At 40.2% G+C, this 14346-nt stretch carries 17 protein-coding genes; 11 read left to right on the plus strand and 6 right to left on the minus strand.

The features are described from left to right. The first annotated feature begins 88 nt into the window (after positions 1-88). From MS2017_RS10595 to MS2017_RS10640, 10 genes are read left to right on the plus strand one after another with little or no spacing between them, the layout of a single operon-like run. Positions 89-424 (plus strand): ATP synthase subunit I, encoded by a 336-nt coding sequence (locus tag MS2017_RS10595; protein ID WP_084032371.1) that lies wholly within the window; start codon positions 89-91, stop codon positions 422-424. 7 nt (positions 425-431) lie between these two features. Beyond that, positions 432-1262, plus strand: a complete 831-nt coding sequence (atpB, locus tag MS2017_RS10600; protein ID WP_071564897.1) for a F0F1 ATP synthase subunit A — start codon at positions 432-434, stop codon at positions 1260-1262. 24 nt (positions 1263-1286) lie between these two features. After that, the gene (gene atpE / locus MS2017_RS10605) at positions 1287-1514 is read left to right on the plus strand and encodes a F0F1 ATP synthase subunit C (protein WP_071564898.1); all 228 of its coding nucleotides are present in this window, start codon (positions 1287-1289) and stop codon (positions 1512-1514) included. A 28-nt stretch (positions 1515-1542) separates the two neighbouring features. Further along, positions 1543-2013 (plus strand): F0F1 ATP synthase subunit B, encoded by a 471-nt coding sequence (locus MS2017_RS10610; RefSeq protein WP_071564899.1) that lies wholly within the window; start codon positions 1543-1545, stop codon positions 2011-2013. Positions 2014-2022: 9 nt separating this feature from the next. Next, positions 2023-2574 carry a F0F1 ATP synthase subunit delta gene (locus MS2017_RS10615; protein WP_122952166.1) on the plus strand — a complete coding sequence of 184 codons (552 nt, stop codon included), beginning with the start codon at positions 2023-2025 and terminating at the stop codon, positions 2572-2574. A gap of 36 nt (positions 2575-2610) precedes the next feature. Continuing rightward, positions 2611-4152 carry a F0F1 ATP synthase subunit alpha gene (gene atpA, locus MS2017_RS10620; RefSeq protein WP_122952167.1) on the plus strand — a complete coding sequence of 514 codons (1542 nt, stop codon included), beginning with the start codon at positions 2611-2613 and terminating at the stop codon, positions 4150-4152. Positions 4153-4164: 12 nt separating this feature from the next. Next, the gene (gene atpG / locus MS2017_RS10625) at positions 4165-5028 is read left to right on the plus strand and encodes a F0F1 ATP synthase subunit gamma (protein ID WP_071564902.1); all 864 of its coding nucleotides are present in this window, start codon (positions 4165-4167) and stop codon (positions 5026-5028) included. Positions 5029-5069: 41 nt separating this feature from the next. Beyond that, positions 5070-6449, plus strand: a complete 1380-nt coding sequence (gene atpD, locus MS2017_RS10630) for a F0F1 ATP synthase subunit beta (protein ID WP_122952168.1) — start codon at positions 5070-5072, stop codon at positions 6447-6449. Further along, entirely contained in the window at positions 6450-6866 is a 417-nt protein-coding gene (locus MS2017_RS10635) for a F0F1 ATP synthase subunit epsilon (RefSeq protein WP_071564904.1), read from the plus strand. A 12-nt stretch (positions 6867-6878) separates the two neighbouring features. After that, positions 6879-7487: a putative periplasmic lipoprotein gene (locus MS2017_RS10640; protein WP_122952169.1), complete on the plus strand. Its 609-nt coding sequence runs from the start codon at positions 6879-6881 to the stop codon at positions 7485-7487. A gap of 84 nt (positions 7488-7571) precedes the next feature. Here the strand turns inward: MS2017_RS10640 and MS2017_RS10645 are convergent, their stop codons facing one another. After that, positions 7572-7808 (minus strand): MGMT family protein, encoded by a 237-nt coding sequence (locus tag MS2017_RS10645; protein ID WP_122952170.1) that lies wholly within the window; start codon positions 7806-7808, stop codon positions 7572-7574. A gap of 124 nt (positions 7809-7932) precedes the next feature. On the opposite strand from MS2017_RS10645, the gene MS2017_RS10650 reads away from it, so the two are divergent. Then, positions 7933-9264, plus strand: a complete 1332-nt coding sequence (locus MS2017_RS10650; protein WP_122951063.1) for an IS5 family transposase — start codon at positions 7933-7935, stop codon at positions 9262-9264. 116 nt (positions 9265-9380) lie between these two features. Here the strand turns inward: MS2017_RS10650 and kdsC are convergent, their stop codons facing one another. The 5 genes from kdsC to yidC are packed head-to-tail and all read right to left on the minus strand — an operon-like array spanning position 9381 to position 14342. Then, entirely contained in the window at positions 9381-9902 is a 522-nt protein-coding gene (gene kdsC, locus MS2017_RS10655) for a 3-deoxy-manno-octulosonate-8-phosphatase KdsC (RefSeq protein ID WP_122952171.1), read from the minus strand. Further along, a complete protein-coding gene (gene ampD / locus MS2017_RS10660) occupies positions 9871-10389 on the minus strand; it encodes a 1,6-anhydro-N-acetylmuramyl-L-alanine amidase AmpD (protein WP_122952172.1) in 519 nt (172 codons plus the stop codon). Before ampD ends, kdsC begins: the two co-directional genes overlap by 32 nt. Next, positions 10386-11837 carry a pentapeptide repeat-containing protein gene (locus MS2017_RS10665; protein ID WP_241156938.1) on the minus strand — a complete coding sequence of 484 codons (1452 nt, stop codon included), beginning with the start codon at positions 11835-11837 and terminating at the stop codon, positions 10386-10388. The genes ampD and MS2017_RS10665 overlap by 4 nt, the downstream gene beginning before the upstream one ends. Positions 11838-11871: 34 nt before the next feature. Then, on the minus strand, positions 11872-12714 hold the full coding sequence (locus MS2017_RS10670; RefSeq protein ID WP_241156939.1) for a TauD/TfdA family dioxygenase: 843 nt from the start codon (positions 12712-12714) through the stop codon (positions 11872-11874). Positions 12715-12728: 14 nt separating this feature from the next. Beyond that, positions 12729-14342, minus strand: a complete 1614-nt coding sequence (gene yidC / locus MS2017_RS10675; protein WP_122952174.1) for a membrane protein insertase YidC — start codon at positions 14340-14342, stop codon at positions 12729-12731. Between the last annotated feature and the right edge of the window lie 4 nt (positions 14343-14346).

The following is a 14346-nucleotide window of genomic DNA, read 5'->3' on the forward strand; positions in this document are numbered from 1 at the left end:
AACTCAATAAAATTGCCTTCAATCTTTATTATTTAGGCTGTATAATGCACATTTTTTAATAGGTTTGTAATATTTTGAGGTTTTGGCGATGAATAACAATGTGCCAAAAATTCAATTAACCATTATATTGGCATCTGTTGTTTATTTTTCTACAATAGATGCGGGCATTTCTGCGTTTTATGGCGGTATTATCAGTTTGATTAACACTGCACTGATTAACAGGCATATGCAGAAATGTTCAAATAGCATGACAATGGATGCACAAACAAGCGTGGCGATGATGGCAGTTAGCGTCATAACACGAATGATGATGGCTGCTGGTTTAACTCTAATCGGTTTTTTTCTGTTAGAATTAAATTCAGAGGCTTTAATTTTTGGATTGGTTTTCGGATTAATTGGTTTCTTAATAGATAAGGTTAAATAAAAAAATAATGTCGGCAACAACTGGTGTAATGACTTCTAGTGAGTATATTAAACATCACTTACAAAATTTAACATACGGTCAATTCCCTGATGGTCACTGGGGCATTGCACATAGTGCGGAACAAGCGAAAGAAATGGGGTTCTGGGCACTTCACCTTGACACACTGGGCTTTTCATTTATATTGGGCTCATTGTTTTTAATTGTATTTTATCGTGCTGGCAGAAATATGACGGTTAGCACGCCTAGTGGATTCCAAAATTTCATTGAAAGCATTATTGACTTTGTTAATGAAAATATTCGTGGCTCTTTCAACGGAAACAATCCACTGGTTGCGCCACTTGCGCTGACTTGTTTCATCTGGATTATCCTTATGAATACAATGGATTTATTGCCCATAGATTTATTGCCAAAAATTGCATCATGGATGGGAGTTGACTATCTCAAAGTAGTGCCAACCGCAGATCCGAACGCCACTTTTGGCATGTCCTTGGGTATATTTATTTTAATGATTTACTACTCTATTAAGGAAAAAGGCGCTGGTGGCTTTGCCTCCGAACTGGCTTTTCATCCATTCGGCAAAGCCATGTTGCCAGTGAATTTATTATTAGAGGGTGTTGGACTTTTGGCCAAGCCAGTTTCTTTGGCTTTACGATTATTTGGCAATATGTACGCAGGGGAATTAATTTTTATTCTAATCGCACTGTTTCCATATTGGATACAGTGGTCGTTATCACTGCCATGGGCAATTTTTCACATTTTAATTGTATTGTTACAAGGGTTTATTTTTATGACGCTGGTAATTGTGTACATGGATATGGCTCACCAAAAAGAGCACTAATTTTTTAACAAAAGGAGTAAGGAAATGGAACAAAGTATAATATTTTTAGCAGGTGCAGTAGCAATGGGTTTAGGTGCATTAGGTGCAGCAATTGGCATTGGCACTTTGGGGTCAAAATTTTTAGAAAGTGTGGCTCGTCAACCTGAATTATTACCTATGCTAAGAACGCAAATGTTCATCGTCATGGGTCTGGTTGACGCATTGCCGATTATTGCGCTTGCAATTGGCCTGTACTTAGTTTTTGCGGTATAAGTTATTATTATTTTAAAGGCATAAGACTATGAACATTAATGCAACTTTGTTTGGGCAAATGATCATGTTCGCCATGTTTACATGGTTTTGCATGAAGTTTGTGTGGCCGCCAATTGTAGCGGCTATGGAAGAGCGTAAAAAGCGCATCGAAAGCGGTTTAATTGCGGCAGAACGAGGATTATCGGAGCACAAAGAAGCGCAACAAAAAGCGCAAGAAATGCTCAACCAATCCAAAGATCAGGCCTCTGAAATTATTGCCAATGCCACTAAACAAGCGTCCAATATAGTTGAAGACGCTAAAGGTACTGCCTCTCAAGAAGCGCAGCGTATTAAAACGCAAGCGCAAACAGAAATTGAGCAAGAGTCTCAGCGAGTGCGTAATGAGTTAAAAGACCAAGTGTCTGGCTTAGTTATGCAGGGTGTGCGTTCCGTTCTAGGAAAAGAAGTAGACGCCAAAGCACACCAAGGCATGCTAGAAAAGTTATCACAAACTTTATAGGACTGAGCAGTGGAACTAACGACAATCGCCAAACCTTATGCCAACGCAATTTTTGAGATTGCACAGCAAAATAAGTCTTATGCTGACTGGAAAGAAGTTTTAACAGTGGGTGCATTGGTTGCTGACGATACAACAATGCGTGCATTTGTTGCTTCGCCTAGTTCAAGCAAATCTGACAAAGTTGAAACCATGGTAGCGGTATTTAAGTCGGCTTTAAATAGAGTGTTGAGCAAGCAAGAATCATCATTTGTTAATTTGTTATTAGAAAATGGCCGTATGGAAATTTTGCCAGCTATTTTAGAATTGTTCGAAACAATGAGCAATTTGAATGGTGACACCAAAACATTTCATATTGTTAGTGCTTACCAATTAAGCGAAAAAGAAAAAGCGCAAATCGTTAGCGATTTGTCAAATAAATACAGCACAACGGTCAATATCGATGTTACAGTAGATGAGAATCTAGTTGGTGGCGTGGTGATTAAAGAAGGTGATAAAGTGATTGATTTGTCAATCCAAGCTCGAATAGGTGAGTTGGGTTCACATCTGTCGGTTACTTATTAATTTAAAAATTTATAATATTATTAAAGAGGAAGAGTTATGCAATTAAACGCCAGCGAAATTAGTGATTTAATTAAAAAACAAATAGAAGGTTTTGATTTTGCAGCCGAGGCACGCACAGAAGGAACCGTTATTAGTGTTAGTGATGGCATTGTTCGTATTCATGGCTTGGCTGATGTTCAATTTGGTGAAATGCTTGAGTTCCCTGGCAAAACATTTGGCATGGCACTTAACTTGGAACAAGATTCGGTTGGCGCAGTAGTGCTGGGCGATTATCTGCATATCTCTGAAGGCAATACGGTCAAATGTACCAACCGCCTAATGGAAGTACCCGTCGGTGAGGCCATGCTAGGTCGTGTTGTTAACCCGCTAGGCAAGCCAATTGACGGCAAAGGCGATATTGACACACAACATTCTCACCCACTAGAAATTGTTGCACCAGGCGTTATTGACCGTCAATCTGTTGACCAGCCAATTCAAACTGGGGTTAAGGCGATTGATGCAATGGTACCAGTAGGTCGTGGACAACGAGAGTTGATTATTGGTGACAGGCAAACAGGTAAAACAGCAGTAGCAGTTGATGCTATTATCAATCAAAAAGACACCGGTGTTAAATGCGTGTATGTTGCGATTGGTCAAAAAGACTCTTCTGTGGCAGCCGTTGTGCGCAAATTGGAAGAGCATGGCGCATTAGAAAATACAATTATTGTTTCAGCAGGTGCTTCTGACTCAGCGGCACTGCAATATATTGCCCCTTATGCCGGTTGTGCAATGGGCGAATACTTCCGTGACCGTGGCGAAGATGCGTTAATCGTTTATGACGACTTAACCAAGCAAGCATGGGCCTATCGTGAAGTGTCTTTATTATTGAAGCGTCCACCGGGTCGTGAAGCCTATCCAGGTGATGTATTCTACTTACACTCTCGCTTACTTGAGCGGGCATCGCGTGTGAATGCAGACTATGTTGAAGCATTCACAAACGGTGAAGTCAAGGGCAAAACAGGCTCATTGACTGCCTTGCCAATTATTGAAACCCAAGGGGGCGATGTATCTGCATTCGTGCCAACCAATGTAATTTCTATTACCGATGGCCAGATTTTCTTGGAAACTGACTTGTTTAACGCAGGTATTCGTCCAGCGATTAATGCAGGTTTGTCCGTTTCTCGAGTCGGTGGTGCAGCACAAACCAACATTATTAAAAAGTTGGGTGGCGGTATTCGTCTTGACCTTGCTCAATATCGTGAATTGGCAGCATTTGCACAATTTGCATCAGACCTCGATGCAGAAACAAAAGCACAAATTGATCGTGGCCAGCGAGTAACAGAATTAATGAAGCAAAACCAATATTCACCCCTATCAGTGGCTGAATTGGCAACTTCATTGTTTGCGGCTAACTCAGGTTCATTAGATGATATTGATGTTAATAAAATAGTTGATTTTGAAGCGGCATTGCTTGCTTATATGGGTGCAAACCAAACCGTGTTAATGGACAAGATTAACGAAACAGGCGATTACAACGATGATATTGCTGGCGAATTACAAGCAGCAATTGACGATTTTAAAACAAACCACACTTGGTAAGCAGAGTAGATAATGGCAGGCGGAAAAGAAATTAGAACGCAAATTGCGAGTATTAAAAATACTCAGAAGATTACTTCGGCAATGGAAATGGTGGCGGCCTCTAAAATGAAAAAAGCGCAAGGCAGAATGACAGCCTCACGCCCTTATTCTGAGAAGATTGTTAAAGTCATTGGACACTTGGCTTATGCACATTCAGAATTTGAGCACCCGTATATGAAAAAAGCAGATAATATCAAGCGTGTTGGTATTATTATTATTTCTAGCGACCGAGGCTTGTGTGGCGGTTTAAACACAAACTTATTTAGAAGCCTGTTAAAAACAATAGTTGATTATCAAGCACAAGGTATTGAAATTGATATTTGCACGATTGGTAAAAAAGCCACTTCGTTTTTCAAAAACACAGGGCTAACCATAAAATCGGTATTAACAGATTTAGGCGATGCCCCACATTTTGACGATTTATTGGGCACAGTGAAAGTTATGTTAGACGCTTATGATGCAGACGAAATTCAGCAATTATCAGTCGCGTACAACAGATTTGAAAACACCATGACGCAAGTGCCAACAGTAACACAGTTGGTGCCAATGGTTGCAGGCGAAGTAACAGGTATGAATCACCACTGGGACTATCTGTATGAGCCAGATGCACAAGAAGCATTGGGTGCATTGTTGGTGCGTTATATTGAAGCTTTGGTTTATCAAGGCTTGGTTGAAAATATTGCTTGCGAGCAGTCATCTCGTATGATTGCAATGAACAGTGCAACTGACAATGCAGGCGACATGGTGAAAGATTTAGAATTGGTTTACAACAAAGCAAGGCAAGCGGCAATTACTCAGGAAATTTCTGAGATTGTTAGTGGCGCTGCGGCGGTGTAAGTTTAACAGCAATTAAGAGTTTAAAAAAGAGGAAGAACAAAATGAGCAACGGAAAAATTACACAAATTATCGGCGCAGTTATCGATGTTGAGTTTTCAGAAAACAATATTCCAAGTATTTATGACGCCTTAACGGTTACCGCAACAGGGTTAACACTAGAAGTGCAACAGCAATTAGGCGACAATGTGGTGCGTACCATTGCAATGGGCAGTTCAGAAGGTTTAAAAAGAGGACTGGAAGTTGCCAACACAGGTGCCGCCATTAAAGTCCCAGTAGGCACAAAGACGCTAGGTCGCATCATGAATGTTCTAGGCGAGCCAATTGACAATGCAGGCGCTATTAATCCAGAGGCTGAATGGGAAATCCATCGCCCCGCTCCTGCTTACGACGAATTGGCTCCCGCAGCAGAATTATTAGAAACAGGCATCAAGGTAATTGACCTAGTTTGCCCATTTGCCAAAGGTGGTAAAGTTGGTTTATTCGGCGGTGCAGGCGTTGGCAAGACCGTTAATATGATGGAACTCATTCGTAACATTGCAATTGAGCATTCAGGTTACTCTGTATTTGCAGGCGTTGGCGAACGAACTCGTGAAGGCAACGACTTCTACCACGAAATGAAAGAATCCAATGTTCTAGACAAAGTATCTCTTGTTTACGGTCAAATGAATGAGCCACCGGGAAACCGTTTGCGTGTTGCACTAACAGGCTTAACAATGGCTGAATATTTCCGTGACGAAGGTCGTGATGTATTGTTATTTATTGATAATATTTATCGCTATACCCTTGCTGGCACAGAAGTATCAGCACTCTTAGGTCGTATGCCTTCAGCAGTAGGCTACCAACCCACGCTAGCAAGTGAAATGGGCGCATTACAGGAACGCATTACTTCAACCAAGAAGGGTTCAATTACCTCAATTCAAGCAGTGTATGTACCAGCAGACGATTTAACAGACCCATCACCCGCCACAACCTTTGCGCACTTAGATGCGACCGTTGTTTTGTCTCGTCAAGTTGCAGAATTGGGCATTTACCCTGCGGTAGATCCTTTGGATTCCACCTCTCGTCAATTAGACCCGTTAATCGTTGGTGAAGAGCATTACAATGTGGCTCGTGGCGTACAAGGCGTACTACAACGATACAAAGAACTAAAAGACATTATTGCGATTTTAGGTATGGATGAATTATCAGAAGAAGACAAGCAATCCGTTTCTCGTGCTCGCAAAATTCAGCGCTTCTTGTCTCAACCATTCTTTGTCGCAGAAGTGTTCACTGGCGCACCAGGCAAATATGTCTCTCTAAAAGACACCATTTCTGGCTTTAAAGCAATTCTTGATGGTGAAATGGACGATTTACCCGAACAAGCATTTTATATGATGGGCTCCATTGACGAAGTTCGCAAAAAAGCAACGGAGAATGCATAAATGTCAAGCATGTATGTCGATGTCGTCAGTGCCACTGAATCGCTTTATTCAGGTGAAGCAAAGTGCGTGTTTGCACCTGCATCAACGGGTGAATTAGGCATTTATCCAAAGCACATGGCGCTTCTATCCGTTTTAAAACCCGGTGAAGTTCGCATTGAAACCGAAAGCGGCATTCATTCTATTTATGTGTCTGGTGGCGTTGTTGAAGTGCAACCCGATGCAGTAACCATTTTTTCTGACACTGCAATCAGAGCCAATGATTTAGACGAATCCAAAGCCCTAGAAGCCAAACAACGCGCAGAAGAAGCCATGGCAAACGCCGAAGGTGAAAAAGATATTTCAGCAACACAAGCAGCCCTTGCCGAGTCAATGGCGCAGTTGCAAATGATTTCTAAAATGCGTGGTAAGAAAATTTAAAGTTGACCAATTATGAAAAAACATTTTATTTCAATATTTGTACTTATCCTTTTATTGACAGGTTGCAGCACAACTCCCTTGACCAAGCAACAATTAAGCAAAGTCCAAACTGTTGCTATTGTCAATAGTTTCCCTAAACACCCTAGTTATTCACTCATTGGAACAACAGTTTTTCAAAATGAGATCAGTTATATAGGGGGCGAAGATTATCGAGCAGAATTGTCCAATATGTTTGTTAAATACTTTACTCAAAAAGGCTATAAAAATATTGCTGTTTATAATAATAAAAAAGAAGCCAAAGGTGATTTAATTATAATGCTTGAACCTGCAGAACTAAATGTCCCTGGTGTTTACGGCAATGTAGGTTATGGAATTTATCAAAAATCATTTTTTGGGATTTCTGGCGATCCACTCACTTATATAGAAATGAATGCTTCTGCAGAATTAAGATCTGGTGAGGAATTTAATACGCATTTTCATAACTCAATACCTACTTCATTTAAGAAATTAACCAAGAAATGGAACGACCTATCTGATTCTAAAAAAGATGCCATTAGGGGCAAAATCAAGAAAAGCATGAAAAAATCTGTAAAATCAGCCATGCATGATCTCGGGTTATAGCCGTAGAAAAATCTAACTTCACGAAATATCTTAATCCGGCATTTAACTACCAGGTTAGAGCGTTTTTTCAAAAATAAAATGGCATTATAGGCAGATATTTTGAAAATTCACGATCTTACCATTTTCTACTGAAACGCCTTCTGCTTGAAGGCGTTTTATTTTGAGAGAAATATCATAGGCAAAACCGCCTAAGTCGCCATTTGATTTCACCACACGATGGCAAGGTATTGCGGGGGCAAAGGGGTTTTTATTCATGGCACTGCCAACGGCACGAAATGCTTTGGGATTGCCGATTAGTTTGGCAAGTCCGCCGTAGGTAATTAGTCAACCCTTAAAAACCACACAACAATTTGATTTATAACAATAAAAAATCAAATACCCATAGACAAATCAACCAACTTTTGGTATAACAATACTCTTTTACTGGTCGTTTTACCTAAAAAATATGCTAACCGAATCCTTACCAATATCCACCCAAAACAATTTATTCCATTCAGAGCTTTTTAATCAATTAGACATCAAAGACCCACTCATTACACTATCTCACGCCATAGACTGGCAAGTTTTCAATGATGCCTTCACCAAGCACTATTGCCTTAACAATGGCAGACCCTCAAAACCCATTCGCCTAATGGTAGGCTTGCTTATCCTCAAACAGTTAGAGAATCTATCAGATGAAGCCGTTGTTATGCAGTTTAAAAGAAACCCGTATTACCAATACTTTTGTGGTCACAGTGCTTATATTGCTAATGTACCTTGTAACGCCACTGAGTTAGTGCATTTCAGAAAACGCATTGGCGTTAAAGGTTTTAATCTTATCTTTAAAATGAGCGTTGAGTTACACGGTAAAAAAGCACAAGAGTCAACTGTGTTAATTGACACCACCGTTCAAGAGAAAAACATCACTTATCCTACTGACGCCAAACTGGCAATTAAGATAATTAATCGCTTAAACAAACTGGCAAAACAACACAGCATCAAACAGCGAAGAACTTATGTCAAAGAAGTTAAAAACTGTCGTCTTAGCATTCGCCACTTTCGCCATGTCAAAAAGCGTGCCAAAGCCAAAAAAGCCCTTAAAAGACTCAGAACCATTGCCAACAAGCTTATCCGTGAACTGCAACGCAAACTTCCAGCCTATTCTTTGTTTGAAATCTATCAAAAAGACTTCTTGTTCTACCAAAAAGTGCTCGCTCAACAACCTGGAGACAAAAACAAAATTTACGCCCTACATGAGCCTGATGTTTATGTTATTGCCAAAGGCAAAGACCATAAGAAATATGAATATGGCAACAAAGTTTCAATCGTCTCTACCAAAGACAGCAACATTATCGTTGGCGTGGCAAGCCATAAAACAAACATTCATGATTCAAAAACACTAGATACAGCCATTGTTCACGCTAACGCTAATCGTATCAAGCCCATTCAGAAGGCAGTATGTGATAGAGGGTATGTGGGTGCAAAAGAAGTATTAGGTGCTGAAATCATCTTACCTAAAAAGCCCCTGAAACGAGACAGCCGTTACCAACGAGATAAAAAGCGTAAGTTGTGTAAAAGACGAGCAGCAATAGAACCTATCATTGGACATCTTAAAGCAGATTTTAGATTGTCTAGGAATTTACTCAAAGGGCAAGTTGGTGATGAGATTAATGTTTTAATGGCTGCTATAGCGTGGAATTTGAAAAAGTGGCTGATTGCCACTGTTATTTTTTTGTCTTTGCAAAAAATTGGTTTGTTTTTTGTGAAAAGGGCGAGGATTTTGTGTGTTATTGTTTGAAAACTGGTTTGGTTGATTAGGGGTGGTGGGGTTTGGGGTTTTTAAGGGTTGACTAATTACTGTGCCAGCAGGGACTTTATCTTTAAGGGTTTGGTAGCACAGTTGTTGAAATTGGGTCATTGTAAATAAGGCGCCATGGCTTTATCAAACTTGCCTTGTGCTTTGAGGATAAAATCACAGACTTCACGCACTGCACCTTGTCCACCATTTTTTTGGGTAATAAGGTTGGCGTTTTGTTTGACCAAGTCGTGTGCATTGGCAACTGCAATGGCAAAGCCCACTTTGGTCATCACTGACAAATCAATGACATCGTCGCCCATATAAGCCACCTCATCGGCGCTGATGTGCAGTTTTTCCAACAATTCGTTGAAAGCAACCACCTTGTTGCTTTGTCCTTGATAAAAGTGTTTAACGCCTAAATTTTTCATGCGATGGTTGACGCTTTTAGAGTTTCTAGCGCTAATTACTGCGGGCTCAATGCCGTTTTCTTTTAGCAGTTTAATGCCGTGTCCATCTAGTGAATTAAAGCGCTTAAATTCGGTGCCTTCATCGGTGAAATACAAACCACCATCGGTCAAAACGCCGTCCACATCGAAGATAATCAATTTAATCTTTTTTGCTAATTTGTCTATGCTCATTTATTTTGCTCCAATCAAATGCACGCCCTGGGTCGGTTTTTCTATCTGGGGCAATGTCGTTGTGTCCTACAATGTATTTTATGGGATATTGTTTGCACAAATCCGCTAAAATTTTGTTCAATTGTTGGTATTGCATAGTAGTATAGGCAATATCATCCGCACCTTCCAATTCAATGCCAATGGAAAAATCATTACAATTGTCTCGCCCACGATAATGCGATACCCCAGCATGCCAAGCCTTGTCAGCAAATTGAACAAATTGAACAACCGCTCCATTGCGTTTGATTAACAAGTGGCTAGATACTTTAAGATGTTCGATAGTGGCAAAATACGGATGAGCGGTGGGGTCAAGTTGGTTTTGGAAAAAGTCTTCAATATAACTACCTCCAAACTTGTTGGGTGGCAAAGATATGTTGTGAATCACCACCATATCAATCTTGGCGGTGCGTTTGCTGAAATTGAGTGAGGGGATTTGTTTAAAAGTCATTGCTTTTTAACCTTCTTATAGTCATTTAACCATTTTCCTGCCTCTTTTTGGCTGTATTTTCCAGTGATGGCTTCTGATAAATCTAGTGTTCCTGAGGCATTCTCAATACGCGAAATTGCATTGGTATGCCAATCCTCACTGACTGCTTTTAATACAACAATAAAATTTGACTTTTGTTCATTGCTAAGTGCTCTGTATTGCTTTTTTAGATTTTGGCTGTCAGTTTCTTTATCAATTTGCTGTTTTATTCTTTGTTCAAAACTGTATTGATCACATGTTTTCCTTAAATAAACCCCTTGCAGTTGCGCATTTAACAGATTCACCCCTTGTAGTTGCGCACCCTGTAAATCCGCTCCTTGTAATTGTGCATTTGACAAATCCGCTCCTACTAATTGAGCACTTTGCAAACCCGCCCCTTGTAATTGCGCATTCAACAAATATGCTCCTTGTAATTGTGCATGTGACAAATCCACCCCTTGTAATTGTGCATGTGACAAATTTGCTCCTTGTAGTTGTACACCTAGTAAATTCGCTCCTTGTAATTGCGCATTCAACAAATATGCACCTTGTAATTGTGCCTTCAACAAATATGCCCCTTGTAATTGTGCCTTCGACAAACTCGCTTTTTGTAACTGAGCCCCATATAAATCTAGTGTTTTGCCATAAGTACGATGACGCAGATAGGTGAAACTTAAATCTACTCCCATTAAACTGATATCCCTAGTGGAAAAATTGTGATCAATAAGCAAATTAAACCACTCTTCACTGGCAATAATATTTAGTTGTTTGGTTAGTTGACAACTATCTATTGCCTCCATTATGCTCTTAGGCTTTTTTGATTGTTGTAAAATTTTAGGCACATTGCCCCCTAACTGTTGTAAAGCTTTTTGATGTTGGGTTGCTAAAATAGCACGAAAAATCTCGTATGCACCCCGTCTAAAACTCTCACCATATTCGCCTTTTAAATAGGCACGCAAAGAATGTAGAGCTGAGATTTGCAGAGCAACTCTATTGTCCTCATTATCACCATCAATATTGCCAGTTGCCCAGCGTTGTAGTTGTTGAAATTCTTTGAGATTGGTGTCTTTTCTGGCGTTGGCAAGTTCCATTAGGCGGTTTTTATCACGAAAAAACCAAATAACAAAGATAATAGGGGCAGACATAACAACACCTGACACGCCTACTGAAGTTATTTTTATAAAAATACTATCGCTATTTGCAACAAATAGAGGCACATAGAGGCTATTAAAAAACGCAACAAAAATTGTTGTTACGACAACAACGAACGCTCTTATTTTTGTATTTTCAGATCTTTTATGGTTGTTGTTTTTACGCCTAAGTGCAGCAATTGTGTTTTGATGAAGCCAATAGGATTCTTTACCAAAGTTTGTGCGAAAATTTTTAAAATACCCTTCATCAAAAGAGTATTTCCAGTTAACATTTTCCAAAAAAGATCTAATCTTTTGCCTTGTTTTATTTTTTTTAAACCTTAACAAAATACCGCCCCCTTAAAAGTAACCGTGGATTACTCTTGTCATCAACAAAACCACTACGCTTGTGAATAACATTATTACATATAATGCCTTGATTTTTTGCCATTAAATGCTGGAAATGATAGGCGCTGCCTTTGGCTAAAATATCATCTAATAAAGCGACTGCTGCGACCACTTCATCGGTAAATTGCACATATTTTTTGCGTTGTGTGTAGCGTAAATAGAGTTGGTTGTGGTCTGGCATAAAAATTGCGCCGACTGATTTTGGGCGTAGGATTTTGCCGTTTTCACTGTGTGCGGGGATGGTCATTGCATCGGTTCGGGTGAGTAGGTCGGCGGCTTCTGGGTTTTGTTGGCGTAAGAGGATGTAGAGTATGTCGTTGTCTAGCCAGCTGTTTTCTCCGCCGCTACTGGCGGGGTTGACGCAGAATAAACTAAAACTGCGAATGCGTTGCTCAAGGGGGTTGTAATAGCCGTCGGTGTGCCAGCCGATGGATTTGGTGGTGTAGGGGATAAATTCGCCTTGTTGTTTGTCGCTGGTGGGGGTGATGTGTGCCAGTGTGTCGTTGCTGACAAACAGGTGGTTATCGGGTGCAATTAACCCCAGTTGTTGGTTTAATTGTACGATTGAATGACTGTAATCTGCTTGGGGTTGGGTTTGAATGAGGGCAAAATTGTTGTGCTGGCAAAGGCGTTGAATTTGGTCTTTTTCTGCTGTTGTGAGGGCGAGCGGATTTCGTATTTCGACAACACAATTATCAAGCTTGGTCAGTGCATTGGCAAGTTTTTCGTCTCGCCAATAGTTGTAGTCATCTGGGTTATTTAGTAACACAAGACTAGGACAAATTAGCCGTTGATGCGCTTGTTAATTGTATATTGTTGTGTAATAGATAAAACATTGTTAAACACCCAATACAGCACCAATCCAGAAGGGAACCATAAGAACATCACGGTAAATACAAGTGGCAACGCCATCATAATTTTGGCTTGCATGGGGTCAGGTGGCGGTGGATTGAGTTTTTGTTGCACAAACATAGAGATGCCCATAATGATTGGCAAAATGTAATAAGGATCCATGGCGGATAAATCAGACAGCCACCAGAAGGCGGTTTGGCGTAATTCAACTGTGTCTAACAACATCCAGTAAAAGGCGATGAATACGGGGATTTGCACCATAATAGGCAGACAACCAGAGGCAGGGTTGATTTTTTCCTTTCTATATAATTCCATGGTTTTTTGACCCATTTTTTGCTTGTCGTCGCCATAAGTTTCTTTGAGTTTTGCCAATCTTGGAGCCAGTTTTCTCATGCCTGCCATGGAGCGGTATGATTTTTCACTCAGTGGATAAAAAACCAACTTAATCAATAGTGTAATGATAATAATTGACCAACCCCAACTGCCAACGAAATCGTTAATTTTATGGATGCCCCAAGACAAAGGGTCAGCCAAAATATCTAACCAGCCGTAATCCAGTGTGTAGTTTAGTCCTTTTGCCACACTTTCAATTTTGTCATGCTCTTTAGGTCCGACATATAGCCGATTAAGTTCAAGTGTTGCACTACTTTTGGCGGCGACACTGGTTTGCTGGTTGGCGTTGGTTAATTTATAAATCTCATTGCTACTGCTGGCAGAAAAATTTTGCGCTTGACTTTGATTTGGAATCCATGCCGCCATAAAATACTGTTGTACCATTGCCATCCAGCCGCCTTGTTCTTGCTGTTTGCCAAACTCATCCCAATCTTCAAAATCATTCTTTTTCACACTGTGCGTTGCTTTGTCGTACACAATGCCACCTGTGAAAGTCGGCATCATTAGATTTGACTGGTCAATGGCATGGCGACTCAAGCGCACATAAGGCTTAACGGGAATGGCTTGATTGGAATTATTGGTGATTTGATAATCCACCCCAACCACATAACTGCCTCGTTTAAAATGGAAATTTTTAGTTACTTGTATGTTGTCTTTGCCCTGCCAAGTCAAGGGCACAACCAATTCATCTGCGGATAATTGATAATTTGTATTCACTGAATTGAAATCAGACAGATGTGTTGGCAACAAATTGTCACGCGAGGCTAAACCACTTTGTGCTTGAAATAATGCACTTGGATTGTCGCTTAATAACTGAAATTTGTCATCGCTGCCTATTTCTACAGGAAATGCATTTAAAAGGGCGCTCTGAATAGTGCCACCTTTGTGGCTGATTTCAACGGTGAGTAAATCGGTTGTTACTGTGGTAAAACCATATTTTTGGGTAATACTTGGTGTGGGCAAATCAATTTCTGGGCTTTGTGTGTTAAGCGCTGGCACATCAACATTTTGTGCTGATGTGTCCAAAGTAATTTCAGATTTGTGTACGACATTACCATCAGCATCTACTTTTTTCGTAATTTGCCATTTGTCCCAAAGCAAGAAAATTGTTAGAAAAATAGCAATACTTAAAAATAATTTTTGATTATTCATGATT

This window comes from Bathymodiolus thermophilus thioautotrophic gill symbiont, assembly GCF_003711265.1.
Classification (GTDB): Bacteria; Pseudomonadota; Gammaproteobacteria; order PS1; family Pseudothioglobaceae; genus Thiodubiliella.

Excerpts from the sequence above, each read along its gene's own strand:
- MS2017_RS10635 (WP_071564904.1), top strand. The coding sequence starts at position 6,450 with ATGTCAAGCATGTATGTCGATGTCGTCAGTGCCACTGAATCGCTTTAT.
- MS2017_RS10650 (WP_122951063.1), top strand. The coding sequence starts at position 7,933 with ATGCTAACCGAATCCTTACCAATATCCACCCAAAACAATTTATTCCAT.
- atpB (WP_071564897.1), top strand. The coding sequence starts at position 432 with ATGTCGGCAACAACTGGTGTAATGACTTCTAGTGAGTATATTAAACAT.
- atpD (WP_122952168.1), top strand. The coding sequence starts at position 5,070 with ATGAGCAACGGAAAAATTACACAAATTATCGGCGCAGTTATCGATGTT.
- ampD (WP_122952172.1), bottom strand. The coding sequence starts at position 10,389 with ATGACTTTTAAACAAATCCCCTCACTCAATTTCAGCAAACGCACCGCC.
- MS2017_RS10640 (WP_122952169.1), top strand. The coding sequence starts at position 6,879 with ATGAAAAAACATTTTATTTCAATATTTGTACTTATCCTTTTATTGACA.
- yidC (WP_122952174.1), bottom strand. The coding sequence starts at position 14,342 with ATGAATAATCAAAAATTATTTTTAAGTATTGCTATTTTTCTAACAATT.
- atpA (WP_122952167.1), top strand. The coding sequence starts at position 2,611 with ATGCAATTAAACGCCAGCGAAATTAGTGATTTAATTAAAAAACAAATA.
- atpE (WP_071564898.1), top strand. The coding sequence starts at position 1,287 with ATGGAACAAAGTATAATATTTTTAGCAGGTGCAGTAGCAATGGGTTTA.
- kdsC (WP_122952171.1), bottom strand. The coding sequence starts at position 9,902 with ATGAGCATAGACAAATTAGCAAAAAAGATTAAATTGATTATCTTCGAT.
- MS2017_RS10610 (WP_071564899.1), top strand. The coding sequence starts at position 1,543 with ATGAACATTAATGCAACTTTGTTTGGGCAAATGATCATGTTCGCCATG.
- atpG (WP_071564902.1), top strand. The coding sequence starts at position 4,165 with ATGGCAGGCGGAAAAGAAATTAGAACGCAAATTGCGAGTATTAAAAAT.
- MS2017_RS10595 (WP_084032371.1), top strand. The coding sequence starts at position 89 with ATGAATAACAATGTGCCAAAAATTCAATTAACCATTATATTGGCATCT.